This window comes from Paroceanicella profunda, from assembly GCF_005887635.2.
Taxonomy (GTDB): domain Bacteria; phylum Pseudomonadota; class Alphaproteobacteria; order Rhodobacterales; family Rhodobacteraceae; genus Paroceanicella; species Paroceanicella profunda.
Genome location: NZ_CP040818.1, coordinates 990,001 through 1,008,323, shown reverse-complemented (window position 1 = coordinate 1,008,323; position 18,323 = coordinate 990,001). Strand labels below are relative to the sequence as shown.

Below are 18,323 nucleotides of genomic sequence, written 5' to 3'. Positions count from 1 at the left end.
AAGGGTTCGGCGCCCGGGCCGGGCGCGGGGGGCGGCATGGACGGGGCTGAGTTTTCCGCCGGCAGGCTTGTCGCGGTGCTGACCACGGAGCCGCTGGACCGGTTGCTGGACTACAAGGCCCCGGAAGACGGCGTGAGCACCGGCGATTTCGTGCGCGTTCCGCTGGGCCCGCGCCAGGTGATCGGCGTGGTCTGGGGCCCGGGTGAGGGCGGCTTCGACCCGAAGCGCATCCGCAGCGTGAGCGCGCGGATGGACATTCCGCCCATGCTGCCGGCGATGCGCGCCTTCCTGGAGCGCGCGGCGGAGTACACGCTCACCCCGCTGCCGGCGATGCTGCGCCTCGCCACCCGTGCGCCGGGGCTGGGCGAGGCGCCGGGCGCGCGCCGGGTCTACCGGGCCGGGCCGGCGGAGCCCTCGCGCCTCACGCCGGCGCGGGCGCGGGTGCTGGAGACGGTCCGCGCCCATGGCGGGCTGGGCTTCTCGCTGGGCGATCTCTCGGCGGAGGCGGGGGTCTCCACCTCCGTCATCAAGGGGCTGGAGGCACAGGGGGTGCTCATCGCCGGCGAAGCACCGCGCGACCCGCCCTATCCGGAGCTGGACGCGGCGCATCCCGGCCGGGCGCTCTCCGCGCTGCAGGCGGAGGCGGCGGAAACGCTCCGCGCCGGTGTCGTCTCCGGCCGCTACGGCACCACGCTGCTGAAGGGGGTCACCGGCTCGGGCAAGACGGAGGTCTATCTCGAAGCGGTGGCCGAATGCCTCGCGCGGGGGCGGCAGGCGCTGGTGCTGCTGCCCGAGATCGCCCTCACGGTGGATTTCCTCGACCGGGTGGAGGCGCGCTTCGGCGCCCGGCCGGCGGAATGGCATTCCGGCGCCTCCATGGCGGAGCGCCGGCGCTGCTGGCGCGCGGTGGCCGAAGGCGCGGCGCGGCTGGTGATCGGCGCGCGCTCCGCGCTGTTCCTGCCGTTCCGCGACCTTGGCCTGATCATCGTCGACGAGGAGCATGACGGCTCCTACAAGCAGGAGGACGGCGCGCTCTACAATGCCCGCGACATGGCGGTGCTGCGCGCCGCGCTCGGCTCCGCGCAGGTGGTGCTCGCCTCCGCCACGCCCTCGCTGGAGAGCTGGGCGAACGCCGAGGCCGGCAAGTATGCCCGCATCGACCTGCCGGAGCGCTTCGGCCCCGCGGTGCTGCCCGAGATGCGCGCCATCGACATGCGCAGCCAGGAGATGGCCTCCAACACCTGGATCTCGCCGGCGCTGGCCGCGGCGATGCGCCAGCGGCTGGAGGCGCGCGAACAGTCGCTCCTGTTCCTCAACCGCCGGGGCTTTGCCCCGCTCACCCTGTGCCGGGCCTGCGGGCACCAGATCGGCTGCACGCACTGCGACGCGCGCATGGTCGAACACCGGTTCCGCCGGGTGCTGATGTGCCACCAGTGCGGGGCGACGGCACCGATTCCCACCGCCTGCCCGAACTGCGAGGTGGAGGGCAAGCTGGCGCCCATCGGCCCCGGGGTGGAGCGGCTGGCCGAGGAGGTGGCGGCGCGCTTCCCGGAGGCGCGGGTGGCCATCCTCTCCTCCGACCTCGCCACCACGGCGCGGGACCTGAAGGAGCGCATCGACGAGATCGCCTCCGGCGCGGCGGATATCGTGATCGGCACGCAGCTGGTGGCCAAGGGCCACAACTTTCCGCTGCTGACGCTGGTGGGGGTGATCGACGCCGACCTCGGCCTGCAGGGCGGCGACCTGCGCGCGGCGGAAAAGACCTTCCAGCTGGTCCGCCAGGTGGCCGGGCGCGCGGGCCGCGCCGAGCGGCCGGGGCTGGGGCTGGTGCAGACCCACCAGCCGGACCACCCGGTGATCCGCTCCATCCTCTCGGGGGACGAGGAGGCGTTCTGGCGCAGCGAGGCGGCGCAGCGCATGGCCGCCGGCGCGCCGCCCTACGGGCGCATGGCCGGCGTCGTGGTCTCCGGGCCGGACGAGGCGCGCACCTTCGAGACCGCGAGGGCGCTGGGGCGGGCGGCGGGCCTGCTGGAGCGCGCCGGGGTGACGCTGTTCGGGCCGGCGCTGGCACCGGTGGCGCGCATCCGCGGCCGCACCCGGGTGCGGCTGCTGCTGAAGGCCCCGAAGGGCGCGCCGCTGCAGGCCGCCGCCCGGGCCTGGCGCGACTCGGTGCGGCCGGGGGCCGGGGTGCGGGTGAGCATCGACATCGACCCGATGAGCTTTTTCTGAGCGCCCCGTTACCGCTTCCCGGGCGCCGCCGCCCGGCTGCCGGATTATCGGGCAGGCGGCGGCGAAGAGAGCATTGCCAGACCGGCGCGACCCGGCGCAGGATCGCGGGGGTGCGGGGCCATGCGCCCCGCGCGTCAGGTCCACCGGCGAAGGGGGCAACGGGGAAGGGCATGCATCTGGCACAGTTCAACATCGCGCTGGCGAAATATCCGCTCGACGATCCGCGCATGGCGGATTTCATGAACAATGTCGGGCGGATGAAGGCGCTCGCGGCGCGCAGCCCGGGATTTCTCTGGCAGTTCAAGGAGGACGGGGCGGACGAGGTGATCCTCGGCGACCCGCTGATGACCTGGACCCTGTCGCTGTGGGAGAGCCCGGAGGCGCTGGCGCATTTCGCCTTCCGCACCGCGCACCGGCAGTTCTTCCGCCGCCGGGCCGAGTGGTTCCCGGTGCTCGACCACAACTGGCTGGTGCTGTGGGAGATCGAGGAGGGGGTGCGCCCGACGCTGGAGGAGGCGCTGGACCGCAAGGCCCGGATGGACCGGGACGGCCCCGGGATGCACGCCTTCGGCTGGGAGCGCTTCGCCCATCTGGGGGACCTGCGCAGCCGCGCCGACCTCTGACCTCCGACCCCGGCGCGGGAGACGCCCGCCGCGCCGAGGGGGCTGGCGCCCCCGCAGCTTGGCGGGCGTGGTCGCGCCCTGCGGGCCGCGACGCCCCGGCGCGGAGAGGTCCGCGCGCCGGAGTCCGGCGAATTTTCCCCCGGTGAGGGAGGATTCGACACGACACACCTGCAAATGGCATAGATGGCGCGACACGCCCGGGCCTGTGCCGGGCGAAGCGCGCCGCGGGCAGGAAGCCCCGGCGGGGTGGTCCGGACGGGAGGCAGTGTCTGACGCATGCAGGATTTCGGCGCGGCCTTTGTCGAGGCGTTCCGGCTCATCGTCACGGCGGAGCCGGCGCTGGTGGAGATCGTGGCCCTGTCGCTGCAGGTGTCGCTCTGCGCGGTGGCCGCGGCCTGCGCGATCGGGTTCCCGCTGGGCGCCTTCCTCGCCGTGGCGCGGTTTCCCGGGCGCGGGGCGCTGATGATCCTGGTGACGGCGCTGATGGGCCTGCCGCCGGTGGTGGTGGGGCTGGTGCTCTACCTGCTGTTCTCCGCCGCCGGGCCGCTGGGCGTGCTGGGGCTGCTCTACAGCCCCGCGGCGATGATCGTGGCGCAGGCCGTGCTGGTGACGCCCATCGTGGCGGCGATGACCCGGCAGGTGGTCGAGGACCTCAACCGCGAATACGACGAGCTGTTGCGCATGATGGGGGCGGGCCGGGCGCGCACCGTGACCACGCTGCTCTGGGACGCGCGGCATTCGCTGCTCACCGCGCTGCTGGCCGGGCTGGGCCGGGCGCTGGCCGAGGTGGGGGCGGTGATGATCGTGGGCGGCAACATCAACCACGTGACCCGGGTGATGACCACCGCCATCGCGCTGGAAACCTCGAAGGGCGAGCTGGCGCTGGCGCTGGGGCTGGGCATCGTGCTGGTGCTGCTGTCCGTCGGGCTGAACGCCACGGTGATGGGGCTGCGCGGGAGGCTGGAGCATGTCTGAGCGGCGGCTGGCCGATCTCGCGCCCGTGGCGCGGCTCTCCGGCGCAAGGGTGCTGCGCGGCGGGGAGACACTGATCGACGGGCTCACGCTCTCGGTGCCGGCGCGCGGCGTGCTGGCGCTGATGGGGCCGAATGGCGCCGGCAAGAGCCTCACCCTGCGGCTGCTGGCCGGGCTGGTGCGCCCGCAGGCGGGGCAGGCGGACTGGGACGGCGCCCCGCTGCCGCCGCGGCCGAAAGTGGCGCTGGTGTTCCAGCGGCCGGTGATGCTGCGCCGCTCGGTGCGCGGCACGCTCACCCATGCGCTCGCCACCTACGGCGTGCCGCGGCGGGAGCGGGCGGCGCGCTGTGACGCGCTGCTGCGGCTGGGGCGGCTGGAGGCGCTGGCCGAGCGGCCGGCACGGTGGCTCTCGGGCGGCGAGCAGCAACGCCTCGCGCTGGTGCGCGCCCTGGGCGCCGAGCCGCGGCTGCTGCTGCTCGACGAACCCACCGCCAGCCTGGACCCGGAAGCGACGGCCGCCATCGAGACGCTGATCCGCCAGGCAGCGGAGGCGGGGACCTCCGTGGTCCTCGTGACGCATGACCCCGGGCAGGCCCGGCGGCTGGCGGACAGGGTGGCCTTCCTGCACCGCGGGCGGATCACCGCCGAGCAGGCCGCGGAGGACTTCTTCGCCGCGCCGGCCTCCGCCGAGGCACGGGCCTATCTCGACGGCCGCCTGTTGCTCTGACCCTCAGGGGCCGTTGTGCCGGATCGTGCCGAGGCCGGAGACGTCATAGCCCCCGAAACTCTCCGCCCGGGCGGCGAAACCGGGGCTGCGGCAGAAGGCCAGCAGCCGCTGGAAGGGCGGCTCGAACCAGCAGCGCCGGTCCACCACCAGATCGAAACGCTCCACGGCCGTGGGCAGGAAGTCCAGCCGGAACTGGGCGGCCAGCGCGCCGAGCCCCGGTGCCGCCTCGGCGGCGCCGGACAGCACGGCGGTGGCGGCCTCGGTCTCCGTGCGGGCAAGGTCGGGCGTGAACGCGGGCGCGCCGCCGCCCGCCTCCGCGATCAGGTGGTCGAGCAGCATCCCGGCGCCGGAACTGGGCTGGCGCCGCACCACCCGGCGCCCGGCGAGATCGGCCAGGCTGCGGACCTGCGCGCCCAGCCCGGGGGCGAGCAACACCCCCTGCTGGCGCCGCGCCCATTCGGCCACCACCACCGGCGCCTGCCCCAGCCGCGCGGCCACATGGCCGAGGTTCCAGTCTCCCGTCTCCGGCTCGAAGACATGGCAGCCGGCCAGCGCCGCCTCCCGGGCCGCGAGCCGCTCCAGCCCGTCGAGACTGCCGTCGAAGGCGGTGGCAAGGCCGCAGGCCGATTCGCGCAGGGCCCATTCGAGCAGCGGATCATGGCTGCCGGCCACGATCTCGGGCAGCGGGCCCGGCGCCGTGCCCTCCAGCCAGAGCTCGATCTCCTCACGCGGGAACAGCAGCTTGCCGGTCAGCCGCCGGCAGGGGATGCCGCCGGCAGCGGCCAGGTCATAGACCTTGCGCTCGCGCACCCGCAGCAGGGTGGCCACCTCGGCGGTGGTCAGAAAACGTGGTGCCTCGTCCATATCCCGCCTCCTCCGGACTGCCGCTGCACCCCGCACGCTCCGGTGCGCATCAGCCCGGACCGAGGGCAGCATATCGCCGCCGCATCGCGCCGCAAGGCCCGGTCGGGGTGAAGAGTTCATTAGGCTCGGCGCGTTAGGCTCCACGCCTCTCTGACCACATGAGTGACCGCGCCGCACATGACCCCGCTCCTGACCTTCCTCACCCGCATACATGACCCGGCCTATGTGGTTCTGGCGCTGGTGGCCCTGGGCGTGACGACCTTCACGACGTTCTTCTGCATCGCGCAGGGCGTGCGCGGCGGTGGCGGCGCGTCGCAGCGGCTCTGGCTGGTCGGGGCGGTGATCTGCGCCGGTCTCGGCGTCTGGGGCACGCATTTCACCGCGATGATCGGCTACCGCCCGGACCTGCCACTGTTCTTCCGGCCCGAATACGCGGTGGGGTCGGCGGCGGCCTCGGTCGGGGGGCTCGCGCTCGCCCTGGTGCTGGCGGCGCGCCTGCCGGAGCGATTGCGGGTGATCGGCGGCGGGCTGGCCGCGGGCGGCGCGGTTTGGAGCCTGCATCACATCGGCTTTTCCGGCTTCTCCGGCTGCCTCGTGCAGTTCGACTGGCTGACATCCGGCCTGGCCCTCGTCATCTGCTGCGTCGGTTGCGGCATCGCGACGAATCTCGCGTTGCGCGACCGGGCGGGAGACCTGCTGCATGCCGCTCTCGCCTTCAGCCTGGCGGTGCTCGTCGTCCACTTCCTGAGCGTGTCCGGCACGCGGATCACCTTCACGGCGGTGTGGGAGGGGGGGTACAGCCGGGCGGAAATGTCCCGCCTGCAATATGGCGAGGCGCTGCTGTTCGGCCTGCTGATCTGCTGCCTCACCGTGGCGCAGTTCCGCAGCATGGTGCGCCTGCGGCGGCTGGAACTCGCGGTGCGCTACGCCGGGGACGGCATCCTGATCCTGGACCCGCGCCGCCGCACGGTGTGGGCGAACCAGGCGTTCGAGACGCTCAGCGGCTTCTCCTTCGACGAGATGGAAGGCCGGACGCCGGATCAGCTGCTCGCGCCGCCGGGAGACATGTCGGACGAGGGCGCCTCCGGGCTTCTCCGGACCGACCGGAGCGGGCCGGTCACCGCGACGGTGCGCATCCGCAAGCGCGATGGCGGTGTCACATGGTGCGCGGTCAACAGCACGCCGGTGCGCGATTCCCATGGCCGCCTGGAACTGCTGATCGAAACCGTGCGCGACATTACCGCCGAGCTGACGGCGGCGCGCCGCCTGGCCCACAGCCGCGCGGTGGAGCTGCGGCTGACCCGCTTCGCAGCAAACACGGCGGACCTCGTGTGCATGTGGCGCCCCGAAGGGGGAATCATCTGGGCCAATCAGGCGTTTCTCGACTGCGCGGGCCACAGCCTGGACAGGGCGCTGGGCCGCGATCCGGACCAGTTGCTGGACCTCACCGAGCCCTGCTCGGAAGGCCGGGCCCGCCGGCAGGAGACCCTGTCGCGCGAGGGGCGGGTGATCTTCGAGGCCCAGGCCCGAGCCGAAACCCTGTGGCTGTCGCGCACCGACCTGCTCCACGAGGACGAAGATGACGGCGCCTGCGTCGTCACCATCTGCCGTGACATCACGCGCGAGAAGATGCGCGAACGGGCGCTGCACGACGCCAACCGGCAGATGGCGCGCCAGGCCCGGCACGACCTGCAGAGCGGCCTGCCCAACTGGCGCCGGGTGACCGAATTCATGGTGGATTGCGGGGAGACCGGCAGCGGCTTCACCCTCATCCTGCTCGGGCTGGACGATTTCCGCCAGGTGATCGACACGTTCGGCCACGTCTCGTCGCACAACATCCTGCGTCGGGCCGGAGAGGCCCTGTCCGCGGAGTTCGGCGCCAGCTGCCTCGTCGGGCGCAGCGGCGGAGACGAACTCGCCCTGGTGCTTCCCGACACCGTGAACCCGGAGGACGCGACGACCGCGCTGGGCCTGCGCGCCATCGAGGTTCTCCAGCGCAGCATCCCCACCTCCGGCGGCATCTGCCGGCTTTGCGCCAGCGCCGGCATCCGCGTGGTGGACGGCACCGGCACCGTCATGGCGAGCGCCCTGGTGAAGGACGCCGCCCTGGCCCTGCAGGAAGCCCGGAGCCTGCGCAAGGCGGTGGCGATCTTCTCGCCCGGGCTGGAGCAGCGCAACGCCAGTCGCATTCGCATCGGCGCCGGGCTGGTCGCCGCGGTGGAGCAACGCGCCTTCGAGCCGTTCTTCCAGCCCCAGGTGACCCTGGAGGAGGGTGCGCTGGTCGGCTTCGAATGCCTCGCCCGCTGGCGGATCGACGCTCAGACCGTGCACGAACCGTCGGCGTTCCTGGATTTTGCCGAGCGGGGCGGGCTGCTGGTCGAGATCGAACGGATGATCCTGGCCCGCGCGCTCGACAGCCTGCGCGACTGGCGGCGCGAAGGGCTGGCGGTGCCGCGCCTCTCGATCAACGCCTCCGTGCAGCACCTGCGCCGCCCGGATTTCGTGACCCACCTGAAATGGGAGCTGGACCGCCGCGATCTCGCCCCGCCCGACCTGGCCGTGGAGGTTCTGGAAACCATGCTCATCACCGATGAGGACGACCCGGCCGCGCGCAACATCGCCCGGCTGCACGATGCCGGCTTCGTGGTGGAGCTGGACGATTTCGGCACCGGCCACGCCGCGCTGGCGAATCTCTCGCGCCTGCGCATCCACAGCGTGAAGCTTGACCGCTCCCTCGTCGCGCCGCTCGCCCATGACGCGCGGATGACCGCCATCGTCCGCGCGATCCTGTCTCTGGCGCGCGAGCTCGACATCGCGGTGATCGCCGAGGGCGCGGAGACCGCGGCGGATCTCGTCCGCCTGCGCGAACTGGGCTGCCGGGTGGTGCAGGGCTACGGCATTGCCCGGCCCATGTCGGCCGAGGCGGCGCATGCCTGGCTTGCCGAGCGCGAGACCGCGCTGCGCCGCATCGGCTGACCGACCCGGCCGCAGCGGCGCGAAAACCGGGATTGATCTTTTCCGCGCCACGCCGGACTCTCCCGCGCATGTCACAACGGGAGGGAATGCGATGTCCTTTGTCTTTCAGACCACGCGGTCGGTGCTGTGCGAGCCGGGCAGCAGCGCGCGGATCGGCGCGCTTGCCGCCGGGCTCGGCTGCCGCAAGGTGGCCTTCATCACGGACCGCACGGTGCTGGACCTCGGCCTCGCCACCCCGGCGCTGGACGGTCTGAAGGCGGCGGGCATCGAGGTCTGGCTCTGCGCCGAGGTCCAGCCCGACCCGCCGGAGAGCATCCTCCTCGCCGCCGTGGAGGAGGCGAAGCGCCAGGGCGTGGACGGGGTGGTCTCGGTGGGCGGCGGCTCCTCGATGGACACCGCGAAGCTCGTCGCCGTGCTCACCCGCGCCGAGCAGCCGCTGTCGGAGATGTACGGCGTGGGGCTGGTGACCGGCGACCGCCTTCCGCTGATCCTCGCGCCCACCACCGCCGGCACCGGCTCGGAGGTGACGCCGATCTCGATCATCACCATCGGCGAGAACGACAAGAAGGGCGTGGTCTCGCCCCAGCTCCTGCCCGACTGGGCGGTGCTGGACGCCGAGCTCACCATGGGCCTGCCCCGCGCCGTGACGGCCGCCACCGGCATCGACGCGATGGTCCATGCCATCGAGGCCTACACCACGAAGCTCAAGAAGAACCCGGTGTCGGACTGCCTGGCGCGCGAGGCGCTGCGCCTGCTCGCCGGCAACATCCGCACCGCCTGTTTCGAGCCGGGCAACGTGGAGGCGCGCTCGAACATGCTGCTGGGCTCCATGCTCGCCGGCATGGCCTTCGCCAACGCGCCTTGTGCTGCGGTGCACGCGCTCGCCTACCCGCTGGGCGGCTTCTTCCACGTGCCGCACGGGCTGTCCAACGCCCTCGTGCTGCCCTTCGTGCTCGACTACAACATGCCCGTGGCCGAGGCGCTCTATGACGAGATCGCCCCGATCATCTTCCCCGGAACCCGCGGCGCCGGCCTGCCGGAGGCCTTCGTGGCGCTGCGCGAGGAGCTGGGCATGCCCACCACCCTGCGCGAGGTCGGCATCAGCCACAACCACCTGCCTATGATGGTGGAGAACGCGATGACCCAGACCCGCCTGCTGGTGAACAACCCCCGCGAGATGACCCCCGAGGCAGCCCTCGAGGTCTATGAAAAGGCGCTTTGACCCGGGCAACCTTAACATGTTAAGCATGCCGCCGAACGGGAGGACGGCATGCAGACATACACCACCGGCGAAGCCCTCGTCCGGGCACTGATCGACCGCGGGATCGACACGATCTTCGGCATCCCCGGCGCGCATATGTACGAGTTCAACGATGCGCTGGCGCGGGCCTCGAACCGCATCCGCTTCATCCACACCCGGCATGAGCAGGGCGCGGGCTACATGGCCTACGGCTATGCGAAGTCCACCGGCCGGCCGGCGGCCTTCACCGTGGTGCCGGGGCCGGGGGTGCTGAACGCAGGAGCGGCGCTCTGCACCGCCTATGCCGGCAACGCGCCGGTGCTCTGCATCACCGGCAACATCTTCGCCAACCTGATCGGCCAGGGCCGCGGCCAGCTCCATGAGCTGCCCGACCAGCTCGCCACCCTGCGCAGCTTCACCCGCGGCGCCTGGCGCATCGACCACCCGGCGCAGGTGCCGGCGAGGGTGGAGGACGCCTTCCGCACCCTGCTCGCCCCCCGCCCCGGTCCGGTGGCGCTGGAGGCACCCTGGGACGTGTTCGGACAGTCCGCCGCCTTCGACATGCCGGCCCCCGCGGCCACACCCGCTCTCCCCGCGCCCGACCCGGCGGTGCTGGAGCGGGCCGCGGCGCTGGCCGCGCGGGCGAAGCGCCCGCTCATCATGGTGGGCGGCGGCGCGCAGGACGCAGGCGCCGAGGTGCTGGCCCTCGCCCGCAGGCTCGACGCGCCCGTCACCGCGCATCGCTCCGGCAAGGGCGCGGTGCCCGAGGACGACCCGCATTTCCTCGATGCCGTCGCCGCCTGGGAGTACTGGCAGGAGTGCGACCTGCTGATCGGCATCGGCAGCCGGCTGGAGCTGCAATACATGCGCTGGAGCTGGCAGCCCGAGGGGCTGAAGACCATCCGCATCGACACCGACCCCACCGAGTTCGTGCGCCTGCCCGCCGACGTGGGCCTCTATGCCGACGCCGCCGCGGGGGCCTCGGTCCTGATGCCGCTGGTGCCGCAGGCCGCGCGCGGCGCCGATCTCGCCGGCCTGCGCGCCCGGGCCCGGGCCGCCATCGACGTGGTGCAGCCGCAGATGGCCTGGCTCGACGCCATCCGCGCCGTGCTGCCGCGCGACGGGATCTATGTCGACGAGATCAGCCAGATGGGTTTCACCGCCCGCTTCGGCCTGCCGGTCTACACCCCGCGCGGCTATATCTCGAGCGCCTATCAGGAGAACCTCGGCTTCGGGTTCATGACAGCCCTCGGCGTGAAGGTGGCGCACCCCGATCGCGCGGTGGTGCAGGTCTCGGGCGACGGCGGTTTCATGTTCGGCGTGCAGGAGATGGCCACGGCCGTGCAGTACGGCATCGGCGTGGTGACCATCGTTTTCGACAACGCCTCTTACGGCAACGTGCGCCGCGACCAGGTGGAGCGCTACGGCGGCCGGCTGCTGGGTGCGGACCTGCAGAACCCCGATTTCGTGGCGCTGGCGCAAAGCTTCGGCATGGCGGCGGAGCGGGTGGAGCGGCCCGAGGCGCTGGGCCCGGTGCTCTCCGCCATGCTGGCCTCCGGCGCGCCGGGGCTCATCGTGGTGCCGCTCGCGCGCGGTCAGGAAGCCTCGCCCTGGCCCTTCGTGATGCCGAAGCGCCCGGGCTGAGGCCGCTTGGCAGGCGGGGCGGTTTCGTCTATGTCGCGGGGTTGAGAGCCGCGAGAGGAGAGCCGCCGATGTTTGCCAACACCTTCCCCGACCGGGCCGAGATGGCCGAGCTGACGGCGCGCATGCTCCTGGAGATCGGCGCGGTGCATTTCCGCGCCGACGAGCCCTACACCTTCACCTCCGGCCTCAAGAGCCCGGTCTACACCGACTGCCGCAAGATCATCTCCTACCCGCGGGTGCGCTCGGCGCTGATGGATTTCGCGGTGGCCACGCTGATGCGCGGCGCCGGCGTGGAGCGCTTCGACGCCATCGCCGGCGGCGAGACCGCGGGCATCCCCTTCGCCGCCTGGATCGCCGACCGCATGGGCCTTCCGATGCAATACGTGCGCAAGAAGCCCAAGGGCTTCGGCCGCGATGCCCAGATCGAGGGGGACATCCGCGAGGGCCAGCGGGTGCTGCTGGTCGAGGATCTCACCACCGACGGCGGCTCGAAGCTGCGCTTCGCCGAGGCGATCCGCACCGCCGGCGCCGAATGCGCCCACACGCTGGTGGTGTTCTACTACGACATCTTCAAGGACACCCGGCCGACCCTGGCCGCCAACGGCCTCACCCTGCACAACCTCGCCACCTGGTGGGACGTGCTGGCGGTGTGCAAGAAGGACGGCACCTTCGACACCCGGACCATCGACCAGGTGGAAGCCTTCCTGCACGCGCCGCTGGAGTGGTCGAAGGCCAATGGCGGCGTCTACGAGCTGCCGAAGTAACCCCGCGCTTCGGCGCGCCGGGCCCGACCCGGCGCCTCCCGGCCGCCACGCCGCGCTGCGACGGAGGGGGTGAGTACGCCCCGGCTCCGAGCGTTCCGCCGCGGCCGGAGGGGTGATTTCCAGGCCCCCCGGGGTCCACGGGGGGCGGACAGGACCGTTCGCGATCCCCGGTCGTTCCGAGTGGGGCCGGCGAGGCCCCGGGTCAGGCCCGGGGCGCGGCGGCTCAGGCTTCGCGCGGGCGCTCCTTCTCCACCGGGTTGCGCAGACTGCCCACGCCCTCCACCGTCACCTCCACCACGTCGCCCTCCACCAGCCATTTCGGCGGGTCGAAGCGCGCGCCGGCGCCGGTGGGCGTGCCCGTCGCGATCAGGTCGCCCGGCAGCAGGGTGGCGAAGCTCGACACGTATTCGATGATGCGCTCGAAGGGGAAGGCCATCGAGGCCGTGGTGTCGGACTGGCGCAGCTCGCCGTTCACCCGGGTCTCCACCCGCATGTCGTGGATGTCCACGCCCTCGGGGGCGGTCTCGATCCAGGGGCCGAGGCCGCCGGAGCGGTCCCAGTTCTTGCCCGGGGTCACGTTGAACTTGCCGTGGCGCACCCAGTCGCGGATGGTGCCCTCGTTCATCACCGTGAAGCCGGCGACATGGTCCATCGCCGCCGATTGCGGGATGCGCCGCCCGGCCTTGCCGATCACCAGCACGATCTCTCCCTCGTAATCGAGCTGCTCCGATTCGGGTGGCACAAGTATCGCTTGCCCGTGCGGTGAGAAGGACAGCGGGTTGCGCACGAAGAGGGAGGGGTATTTCGGCGCTTCGGAGCCGTCCTTGTACTCCTCGTTGCGGTTCATGTAGTTCACGCCCACGCAGTAGATCTTCTCCGGATCGGGGATCGGCAGCGCGTGCTCCACAGCGTCATGCGCGTGGTCGGCCGGCACGCGCGCGGCCAACGCCTCCGCCTCGGCCAACCGGCCGCTCTCCAGGATCTCGCGCACCGAGGCGCCCTCCATCCGGGCGGAGAGGTCGACGATGCCCTCCGCCACCCAGGCGCCGGCATGCAGCACCCCGTTCAGCCCGAAGCTCAGCAGTCTCATGGCGGTCTCCCCGGTTCCGGCCGTCCCCGGGCGGGGCGGCAGATTTCTCTTGTCTTGCGTCCGGCTTTACACTTAACGTGTTAAGGAAAGCGGGATCAAGAGCAAACCCGTGCCCGGCCGCCTGCGCGCCGGGAGAGGGAGGGGCAGGGGCCGCCGCGCGGCCCGGATTGCTTCGGAAAGGACGGATATGAGCGAGCTTGCGGGCAATCTGGCACGGCTGGAGGGCTATCTTGCGCGCTTCCGCGAGAGCGGGGTGCAGAACCACATCGGCGGGCGGGCCTGCGAGGCCGCCTCCGGCGCGCGCTTCGACACGCATTCGCCGGTCGACGGCAGCCTGATCGCCGGGGTGGCCCGCGGCGGGGCGGAGGACGTGGACGCCGCCGCGCGTGCGGCGAAGGCCGCCTTCCCGGCCTGGCGCGACATGCCGGGGCGGGAGCGCAAGGCGCTCCTCCACCGCATCGCCGACGCCATCGAGGCCCGGGCCGAGGAGATCGCCTTCTGCGAATGCTGGGACACCGGCCAGGCGCTGCGCTACATGTCGAAGGCGGCGCTGCGCGGGGCGGAGAACTTCCGCTTCTACGCCGACCGCGCCCCCGCCGCGCGGGACGGCCAGGCCCTGCCCTCGGCCACGCTGATGAACATGACCGCGCGCACCCCCATCGGGCCCGTGGGCATCATCACGCCCTGGAACACGCCCTTCATGCTCTCCACCTGGAAGATTGCCCCGGCGCTGGCCGCGGGCTGCACCGTGGTGCACAAGCCGGCGGAATTCTCGCCGCTCACCGCACGGCTGCTGGTCGAGATCGCCGAGGAGGCCGGCCTGCCGCCCGGCGTGTGGAACACCGTGAACGGCTTCGGCCACGAGGCCGGCGTCGCCCTCACCGAGCATAGGGACATCCGCGCCATCGCCTTCATCGGCGAGAGCCGCACCGGTGGGCAGATCCTGTCGCAGGGCGGCCCCACGCTGAAGCGCACCCATCTGGAGCTGGGCGGCAAGAACCCGGTGATCGTCTTCGACGACGCCGATCTCGACCGCGCGCTCGACGCCGTGCTGTTCATGATCTACTCGCTCAACGGCGAGCGCTGCACCTCCTCCAGCCGCGTGCTGATCCAGGACACGATCCACGACGACTTCGTCGCCCGCCTCGCCGAGCGGGTGAAGAAGATCCGCGTCGGCCACCCGCTGGACCCCGCCACCGAGGTGGGCCCCCTGATACACCCGGTCCATTTCGACAAGGTGAAGAGCTATTTCGACGTGGCCCGCGCCGATGGTGCCACCATCGCCGCCGGCGGCCGCGCGCTTGACGGTCCGGGCTGTTTCGTCGAGCCCACGCTGTTCACCGGCGCGCGCCAGGACATGCGCATCGCCGCGGAGGAGATCTTCGGCCCCGTCCTCACCGCCATCCCCTTCTCCTCCGAGGCGGAGGCGCTGGAGATCGCCAACGCGGTGGACTACGGCCTCACCGGCTATGTCTGGACCTCCGACGTCACCCGCGCCTTCCGCTTCACCGAGGCGCTGGAGGCCGGGATGATCTGGGTGAACTCGGAGAACGTCCGCCACCTGCCCACCCCCTTCGGCGGCATGAAGGCCAGCGGCATCGGCCGCGACGGCGGCGACTGGTCGTTCGATTTCTACATGGAAACCAAGATGATCGCCTTCGCCACGGGCGCGCACCGCATCCCGCGGATCGGGCTCTGAGCCGCGCCGGGACAAAGAACAAGGAGACCCCGAGGAAATGCCCCTGCCCAAGCCCGAGCTCTACCCGCCCTTCAACATCATCCGGCTCAGCCATGTCACCTTCGACGTGACCGACCTTTCCGCCTCCCGCGCCTTCTACGTCGACACGCTGGGCCTGCAGGTGACCGACGAGACCGCCGACACCATCTGGCTGCGCGCGATGGAGGAGCGCGGCCATCATTGCATCGTGCTGCGCCGCGCGGCGCAGGCCGCCACCGAGGCCCTCTCCTTCAAGCTCTTCGACGAGGACGACCTGGATCGCTGCGCTGCCTGGTTCACCGCGCGGAGCAAGCCGGTCACCTGGGTGAAGCGCGCCTACCAGGGCCGCACCCTGCGCACCGAGGATTGCCACGGCATCCCGCTCGAGTTCTACCACCGCATGGACCGGCTGGCGCCCATCCACCAGCGATATGCGCTCTACCGCGGGGTGAAGCCGCTGCGGATCGACCATTTCAACTGCTTCTCGCCGAACGTGGACGAGAGCGTGGCCTTCTACGCCGCCTTCGGCTTCCGTGTCACCGAGTACACCGAGGACGAGGCCTCGGGCCATCTCTGGGCCGCCTGGATGCACCGCAAGGGCGGGGTGCATGACATGGCCTTCACCAACGGCCGCGGCCCGCGCCTGCACCATGTCGCCTTCTGGGTGCCGACGCCGCTCAACATCATCGACCTGCTCGACCTGATGGCCACCACCGGCTACGTGAAGAACATCGAGCGGGGCCCCGGCCGGCACGGCATCTCCAACGCCTTCTTCCTCTATATCCGCGACCCGGACGGCAACCGCGTGGAGATCTACTGCTCCGATTACCAGACCGTGGACCCGGACCTGGAGCCGATCCGCTGGGACCTGAAGGACCCCCAGCGCCAGACGCTCTGGGGTGCGCCGGCGCCGCGTTCCTGGTTCGAGGAGGGCTCGCTCTTCACCGGCGTGGAGCCCCGCGCCGCCGAGCTCGACGCAACCCCCATTGTCGCGCCATGACCGCCTTCACCCGACCGCGGCCGCGCCGGGCCAAGCGGCCCGCCCGGGCCGCGACCACGCCCGCCGAGCTGCGGGGGCGGCGCCCCCTCGGCGAGGCGGGCGTTCCCCGCGCACCGGCAAGGACCCCGCGATGACCTGCACCCTCACCACCACCGAGATCGACGCCGCAGTCGCCGCGCTCGACACCGCCGAGACCACCCGCAGCCAGACCGGCCTGCTTTCCCTGCAGTATCCGGGCATGACCATGGACGATGCCTATGCCGTCCAGTCGGCCTGGGTGGCGCGCAAGAAGGCCGCCGGCCGGCGGGTGATCGGCTGGAAGATCGGCCTCACCTCCAAGGCCATGCAGGCCGCGCTGGGAATCGACATCCCCGACAGCGGCGTGCTGCTCGACGACATGTGGTTCGAGGACGGCCAGGTGGTGCCGGAGGACCGCTTCATCCAGCCGCGCATCGAGGCCGAGATCGCCTTCGTGCTGAACGCCCCGCTGCGCGGCCCCGGTGTCACGGTCTTCGACGTGCTCGCCGCCACCGATTACGTCACCCCGGCGCTGGAGATCCTCGACACCCGCATCTTCCGCGCCGATCCGGAGACGAAGCGCCCGCGCACCATCCTCGACACCATCGCCGACAATGCCGCGAATGCCGGTATCGTCACCGCCGGCCGGCGCATCGCCCCCGATGCCACCGACCTGCGCTGGATGGGCGCCATCCTCTCACGCAACGCCGAGGTGGAGGAGACCGGCCTCGGCGCCGGCGTGCTCAGCCACCCCGCGCGCGGCATCGCCTGGCTCGCGAACCGGCTCGGGGACTACGGAGAGGGGCTCAGCGCCGGCGAGATCGTGCTCGCCGGCTCCTTCGTGCGCCCGGTCGAGGCCCGCCACGGCGACACGATCACCGCCGATTACGGCCCCTGGGGCAGCATCAGCCTGCATTTCGCCTAGACCCCCGCCGGGGGCGGGCAGGGCCGCGCGTTCTGCGTTCCCGACAGTGGCAGGGGCGCTTCGCACCCCGGTGGGAGGAGGCGCGTCGCACCCCGGCTGCCCCGGGGGCGAGGGGCTGGCGACACGCCAGCGACATGCACAGAGCGGCACCGCTGTTTCGGGCCTGATCGCGTCTCCGCTGCCGAAAGGTCCGAGCGCAAGACCGGGACCCCTGTAATCCCGCGGGTGCCGGCAGGGCAGCACGCGGCACAGATGCAACGGGGGCGCATCGGGTCCGCATCGCCCGGGGCGGGCACGTCTTCGGGTGCGTCACAGGAGCGGCTCTGCTCCGCCGCCGCCCCTCACATGGCCGAGGGCGTGCGGGTGTCGCGCTCGATCAGGGCCTCGTAGAGGCTGCGGATGCGGCGGGTGATGGGGCCGGCGCCATTGGTGCCCTCCTCGCCGATGCGTCTCCCGTCGATCTCCGACACCGGGGTCTGGGCGCCGAAGGTGCCGGTGAGGAAGGCTTCCTCGGCGCCGTAGGTGTCGACCAGCGAGAAATTGCGCTCGAATACCGGGATGTCATTGGCCCGGCACAGCTCGATCACCTTGCCGCGGGTGATGCCGTTCATGCAGTAGTCGCCCGTGGAGGTCCACACCTCCCCGTGGCGCACGATGAAGAAGTTGCAGGCGTTGGTGGTGTTCACGAAGCCATGCGGGTCCAGCATCAGCGCCTCGTCGGCGCCGGCCTTCTCCGCCTGGATGCAGGCGAGGATGCAGTTCAGCTTGGAATGCGAGTTCAGCTTCGGGTCCTGGCTCATCGGCAACCCGCGCACCTGCGGCACGGTGGCGAGGCGGATGCCGCGTTCCATCAGCGCCGGGTTCGGGCGCGAATGCTCCATGATGATCACCATCGTCGGCCCGGAGCGCGACAGCGCCGGGTGCTGGAACGGACGGGTCTTCACGCCGCGTGTCACCATCAGCCGGGCGTGGACATGGTCCTGCATGCCATTCGCGAGGCGGGTCTCCTCCAGCGCCGCGGCGATGCCGGCCCTGTCCATGCCGATGTCCAGATCGATGGCTTTCGCCGCCTCGAACAGCCGGTCGAGATGCGCGCCCAGGAAGGCCCAGCGGCCATTGTGCAGCCGCAGGCCCTCCCAGATGCCATCGCCCAGCATGAAGCCGGAATCATACACCGAGACCATCGCCTCCGCCCGCTTCCTGAGCGCGCCGTTCACCCAGATGAGGAGATCGGCGTTGCGGGCATCGTCTTCGGCGTCATGGGTGGTGAGGTCGTCTGTCATGTGTCGTCCTGAAGTGGGGGGAAGGCGCGCCCCGGCCGGAAGCGCTGCGGCCGGGGCGTGGTGGAGGGCGGTCAGTCCGGCTGCTTCACCCGGGCGCCGCCCTGGAACATGCCGCGGATGTCGACGGTCGAGCAGCGGCCCAGGTCGTCGAAATGCTCCTCCAGCCAGGCCTCGGCGGTCAGCCGGCCGATGTCGCGCAGCCAGGTGAGGAAGGCCCATTCCGCATTGAGCTTCGAGGAGGCGCCGAGCGG

At 71.7% G+C, this 18,323-nt stretch carries 15 protein-coding genes (1 of these 15 running past the window's edge); 11 read left to right on the top strand and 4 right to left on the bottom strand.

What is annotated here, in order from left to right; all coding sequences use genetic code 11:
• Nucleotides 1-36: 36 nt before the first annotated feature.
• From FDP22_RS04570 to FDP22_RS04555, 4 genes are all read left to right on the top strand, one after another.
• A complete protein-coding gene (locus FDP22_RS04570) occupies nucleotides 37-2,229 on the top strand; it encodes a primosomal protein N' (protein ID WP_138575503.1) in 2,193 nt (730 codons plus the stop codon).
• Between the two features lie 170 nt (nucleotides 2,230-2,399).
• Nucleotides 2,400-2,852 (top strand): DUF3291 domain-containing protein, encoded by a 453-nt coding sequence (locus tag FDP22_RS04565; protein WP_138575501.1) that lies wholly within the window; start codon nucleotides 2,400-2,402, stop codon nucleotides 2,850-2,852.
• Between the two features lie 276 nt (nucleotides 2,853-3,128).
• Nucleotides 3,129-3,827 (top strand): ABC transporter permease, encoded by a 699-nt coding sequence (locus FDP22_RS04560; RefSeq protein WP_138575499.1) that lies wholly within the window; start codon nucleotides 3,129-3,131, stop codon nucleotides 3,825-3,827.
• Nucleotides 3,820-4,551 carry an ABC transporter ATP-binding protein gene (locus FDP22_RS04555; protein ID WP_138575497.1) on the top strand — a complete coding sequence of 244 codons (732 nt, stop codon included), beginning with the start codon at nucleotides 3,820-3,822 and terminating at the stop codon, nucleotides 4,549-4,551. Before FDP22_RS04560 ends, FDP22_RS04555 begins: the two co-directional genes overlap by 8 nt.
• A 3-nt stretch (nucleotides 4,552-4,554) precedes the next feature.
• Here FDP22_RS04555 and FDP22_RS04550 read toward each other — a convergent pair whose 3' ends face one another.
• Nucleotides 4,555-5,415, bottom strand: coding sequence for a substrate-binding domain-containing protein (locus FDP22_RS04550; protein WP_138575495.1), 861 nt, complete (start codon nucleotides 5,413-5,415; stop codon nucleotides 4,555-4,557).
• A 177-nt stretch (nucleotides 5,416-5,592) separates the two neighbouring features.
• Between FDP22_RS04550 and FDP22_RS04545 the strand changes: the two genes are divergently transcribed.
• From FDP22_RS04545 to FDP22_RS04530, 4 genes are all read left to right on the top strand, one after another.
• On the top strand, nucleotides 5,593-8,391 hold the full coding sequence (locus tag FDP22_RS04545; protein ID WP_138575493.1) for a bifunctional diguanylate cyclase/phosphodiesterase: 2,799 nt from the start codon (nucleotides 5,593-5,595) through the stop codon (nucleotides 8,389-8,391).
• A gap of 91 nt (nucleotides 8,392-8,482) precedes the next feature.
• Nucleotides 8,483-9,613, top strand: coding sequence for an iron-containing alcohol dehydrogenase (locus tag FDP22_RS04540; protein ID WP_138575491.1), 1,131 nt, complete (start codon nucleotides 8,483-8,485; stop codon nucleotides 9,611-9,613).
• A 48-nt stretch (nucleotides 9,614-9,661) separates the two neighbouring features.
• A complete protein-coding gene (locus FDP22_RS04535; protein ID WP_138575489.1) occupies nucleotides 9,662-11,275 on the top strand; it encodes a thiamine pyrophosphate-dependent enzyme in 1,614 nt (537 codons plus the stop codon).
• A gap of 68 nt (nucleotides 11,276-11,343) precedes the next feature.
• Nucleotides 11,344-12,039 (top strand): orotate phosphoribosyltransferase, encoded by a 696-nt coding sequence (locus tag FDP22_RS04530; protein ID WP_138575487.1) that lies wholly within the window; start codon nucleotides 11,344-11,346, stop codon nucleotides 12,037-12,039.
• A 223-nt stretch (nucleotides 12,040-12,262) separates the two neighbouring features.
• Here the strand turns inward: FDP22_RS04530 and FDP22_RS04525 are convergent, their stop codons facing one another.
• On the bottom strand, nucleotides 12,263-13,129 hold the full coding sequence (locus FDP22_RS04525; RefSeq protein ID WP_138575485.1) for a fumarylacetoacetate hydrolase family protein: 867 nt from the start codon (nucleotides 13,127-13,129) through the stop codon (nucleotides 12,263-12,265).
• A 187-nt stretch (nucleotides 13,130-13,316) separates the two neighbouring features.
• On the opposite strand from FDP22_RS04525, the gene hpaE reads away from it, so the two are divergent.
• From hpaE to hpaH, 3 genes are all read left to right on the top strand, one after another.
• Nucleotides 13,317-14,828: a 5-carboxymethyl-2-hydroxymuconate semialdehyde dehydrogenase gene (hpaE, locus tag FDP22_RS04520; RefSeq protein ID WP_138575483.1), complete on the top strand. Its 1,512-nt coding sequence runs from the start codon at nucleotides 13,317-13,319 to the stop codon at nucleotides 14,826-14,828.
• A 37-nt stretch (nucleotides 14,829-14,865) separates the two neighbouring features.
• Complete coding sequence (hpaD, locus tag FDP22_RS04515) at nucleotides 14,866-15,846, top strand: 3,4-dihydroxyphenylacetate 2,3-dioxygenase (protein WP_138575481.1); 981 nt, start codon at nucleotides 14,866-14,868, stop codon at nucleotides 15,844-15,846.
• A 130-nt stretch (nucleotides 15,847-15,976) separates the two neighbouring features.
• Complete coding sequence (gene hpaH / locus FDP22_RS04510; protein WP_138575479.1) at nucleotides 15,977-16,789, top strand: 2-oxo-hept-4-ene-1,7-dioate hydratase; 813 nt, start codon at nucleotides 15,977-15,979, stop codon at nucleotides 16,787-16,789.
• 341 nt (nucleotides 16,790-17,130) lie between these two features.
• Here the strand turns inward: hpaH and FDP22_RS04505 are convergent, their stop codons facing one another.
• On the bottom strand, nucleotides 17,131-18,072 hold the full coding sequence (locus FDP22_RS04505; protein ID WP_138575477.1) for a D-amino acid aminotransferase: 942 nt from the start codon (nucleotides 18,070-18,072) through the stop codon (nucleotides 17,131-17,133).
• Between the two features lie 71 nt (nucleotides 18,073-18,143).
• Nucleotides 18,144-18,323, bottom strand: the final stretch of a protein-coding gene (locus FDP22_RS04500; RefSeq protein WP_239031864.1) for a patatin-like phospholipase family protein. It continues 870 nt past the right edge of the window; 180 of the gene's 1,050 nt are visible here — the last part of the coding sequence; its start codon lies off the right edge, out of view — the gene reads right to left on this strand; its stop codon occupies nucleotides 18,144-18,146.

Excerpts from the sequence above, each read along its gene's own strand:
- FDP22_RS04570 (WP_138575503.1), top strand. The coding sequence starts at position 37 with ATGGACGGGGCTGAGTTTTCCGCCGGCAGGCTTGTCGCGGTGCTGACC.
- FDP22_RS04565 (WP_138575501.1), top strand. The coding sequence starts at position 2,400 with ATGCATCTGGCACAGTTCAACATCGCGCTGGCGAAATATCCGCTCGAC.
- FDP22_RS04560 (WP_138575499.1), top strand. The coding sequence starts at position 3,129 with ATGCAGGATTTCGGCGCGGCCTTTGTCGAGGCGTTCCGGCTCATCGTC.
- FDP22_RS04555 (WP_138575497.1), top strand. The coding sequence starts at position 3,820 with ATGTCTGAGCGGCGGCTGGCCGATCTCGCGCCCGTGGCGCGGCTCTCC.
- FDP22_RS04550 (WP_138575495.1), bottom strand. The coding sequence starts at position 5,415 with ATGGACGAGGCACCACGTTTTCTGACCACCGCCGAGGTGGCCACCCTG.
- FDP22_RS04545 (WP_138575493.1), top strand. The coding sequence starts at position 5,593 with ATGACCCCGCTCCTGACCTTCCTCACCCGCATACATGACCCGGCCTAT.
- FDP22_RS04540 (WP_138575491.1), top strand. The coding sequence starts at position 8,483 with ATGTCCTTTGTCTTTCAGACCACGCGGTCGGTGCTGTGCGAGCCGGGC.
- FDP22_RS04535 (WP_138575489.1), top strand. The coding sequence starts at position 9,662 with ATGCAGACATACACCACCGGCGAAGCCCTCGTCCGGGCACTGATCGAC.
- FDP22_RS04530 (WP_138575487.1), top strand. The coding sequence starts at position 11,344 with ATGTTTGCCAACACCTTCCCCGACCGGGCCGAGATGGCCGAGCTGACG.
- FDP22_RS04525 (WP_138575485.1), bottom strand. The coding sequence starts at position 13,129 with ATGAGACTGCTGAGCTTCGGGCTGAACGGGGTGCTGCATGCCGGCGCC.
- hpaE (WP_138575483.1), top strand. The coding sequence starts at position 13,317 with ATGAGCGAGCTTGCGGGCAATCTGGCACGGCTGGAGGGCTATCTTGCG.
- hpaD (WP_138575481.1), top strand. The coding sequence starts at position 14,866 with ATGCCCCTGCCCAAGCCCGAGCTCTACCCGCCCTTCAACATCATCCGG.
- hpaH (WP_138575479.1), top strand. The coding sequence starts at position 15,977 with ATGACCTGCACCCTCACCACCACCGAGATCGACGCCGCAGTCGCCGCG.
- FDP22_RS04505 (WP_138575477.1), bottom strand. The coding sequence starts at position 18,072 with ATGACAGACGACCTCACCACCCATGACGCCGAAGACGATGCCCGCAAC.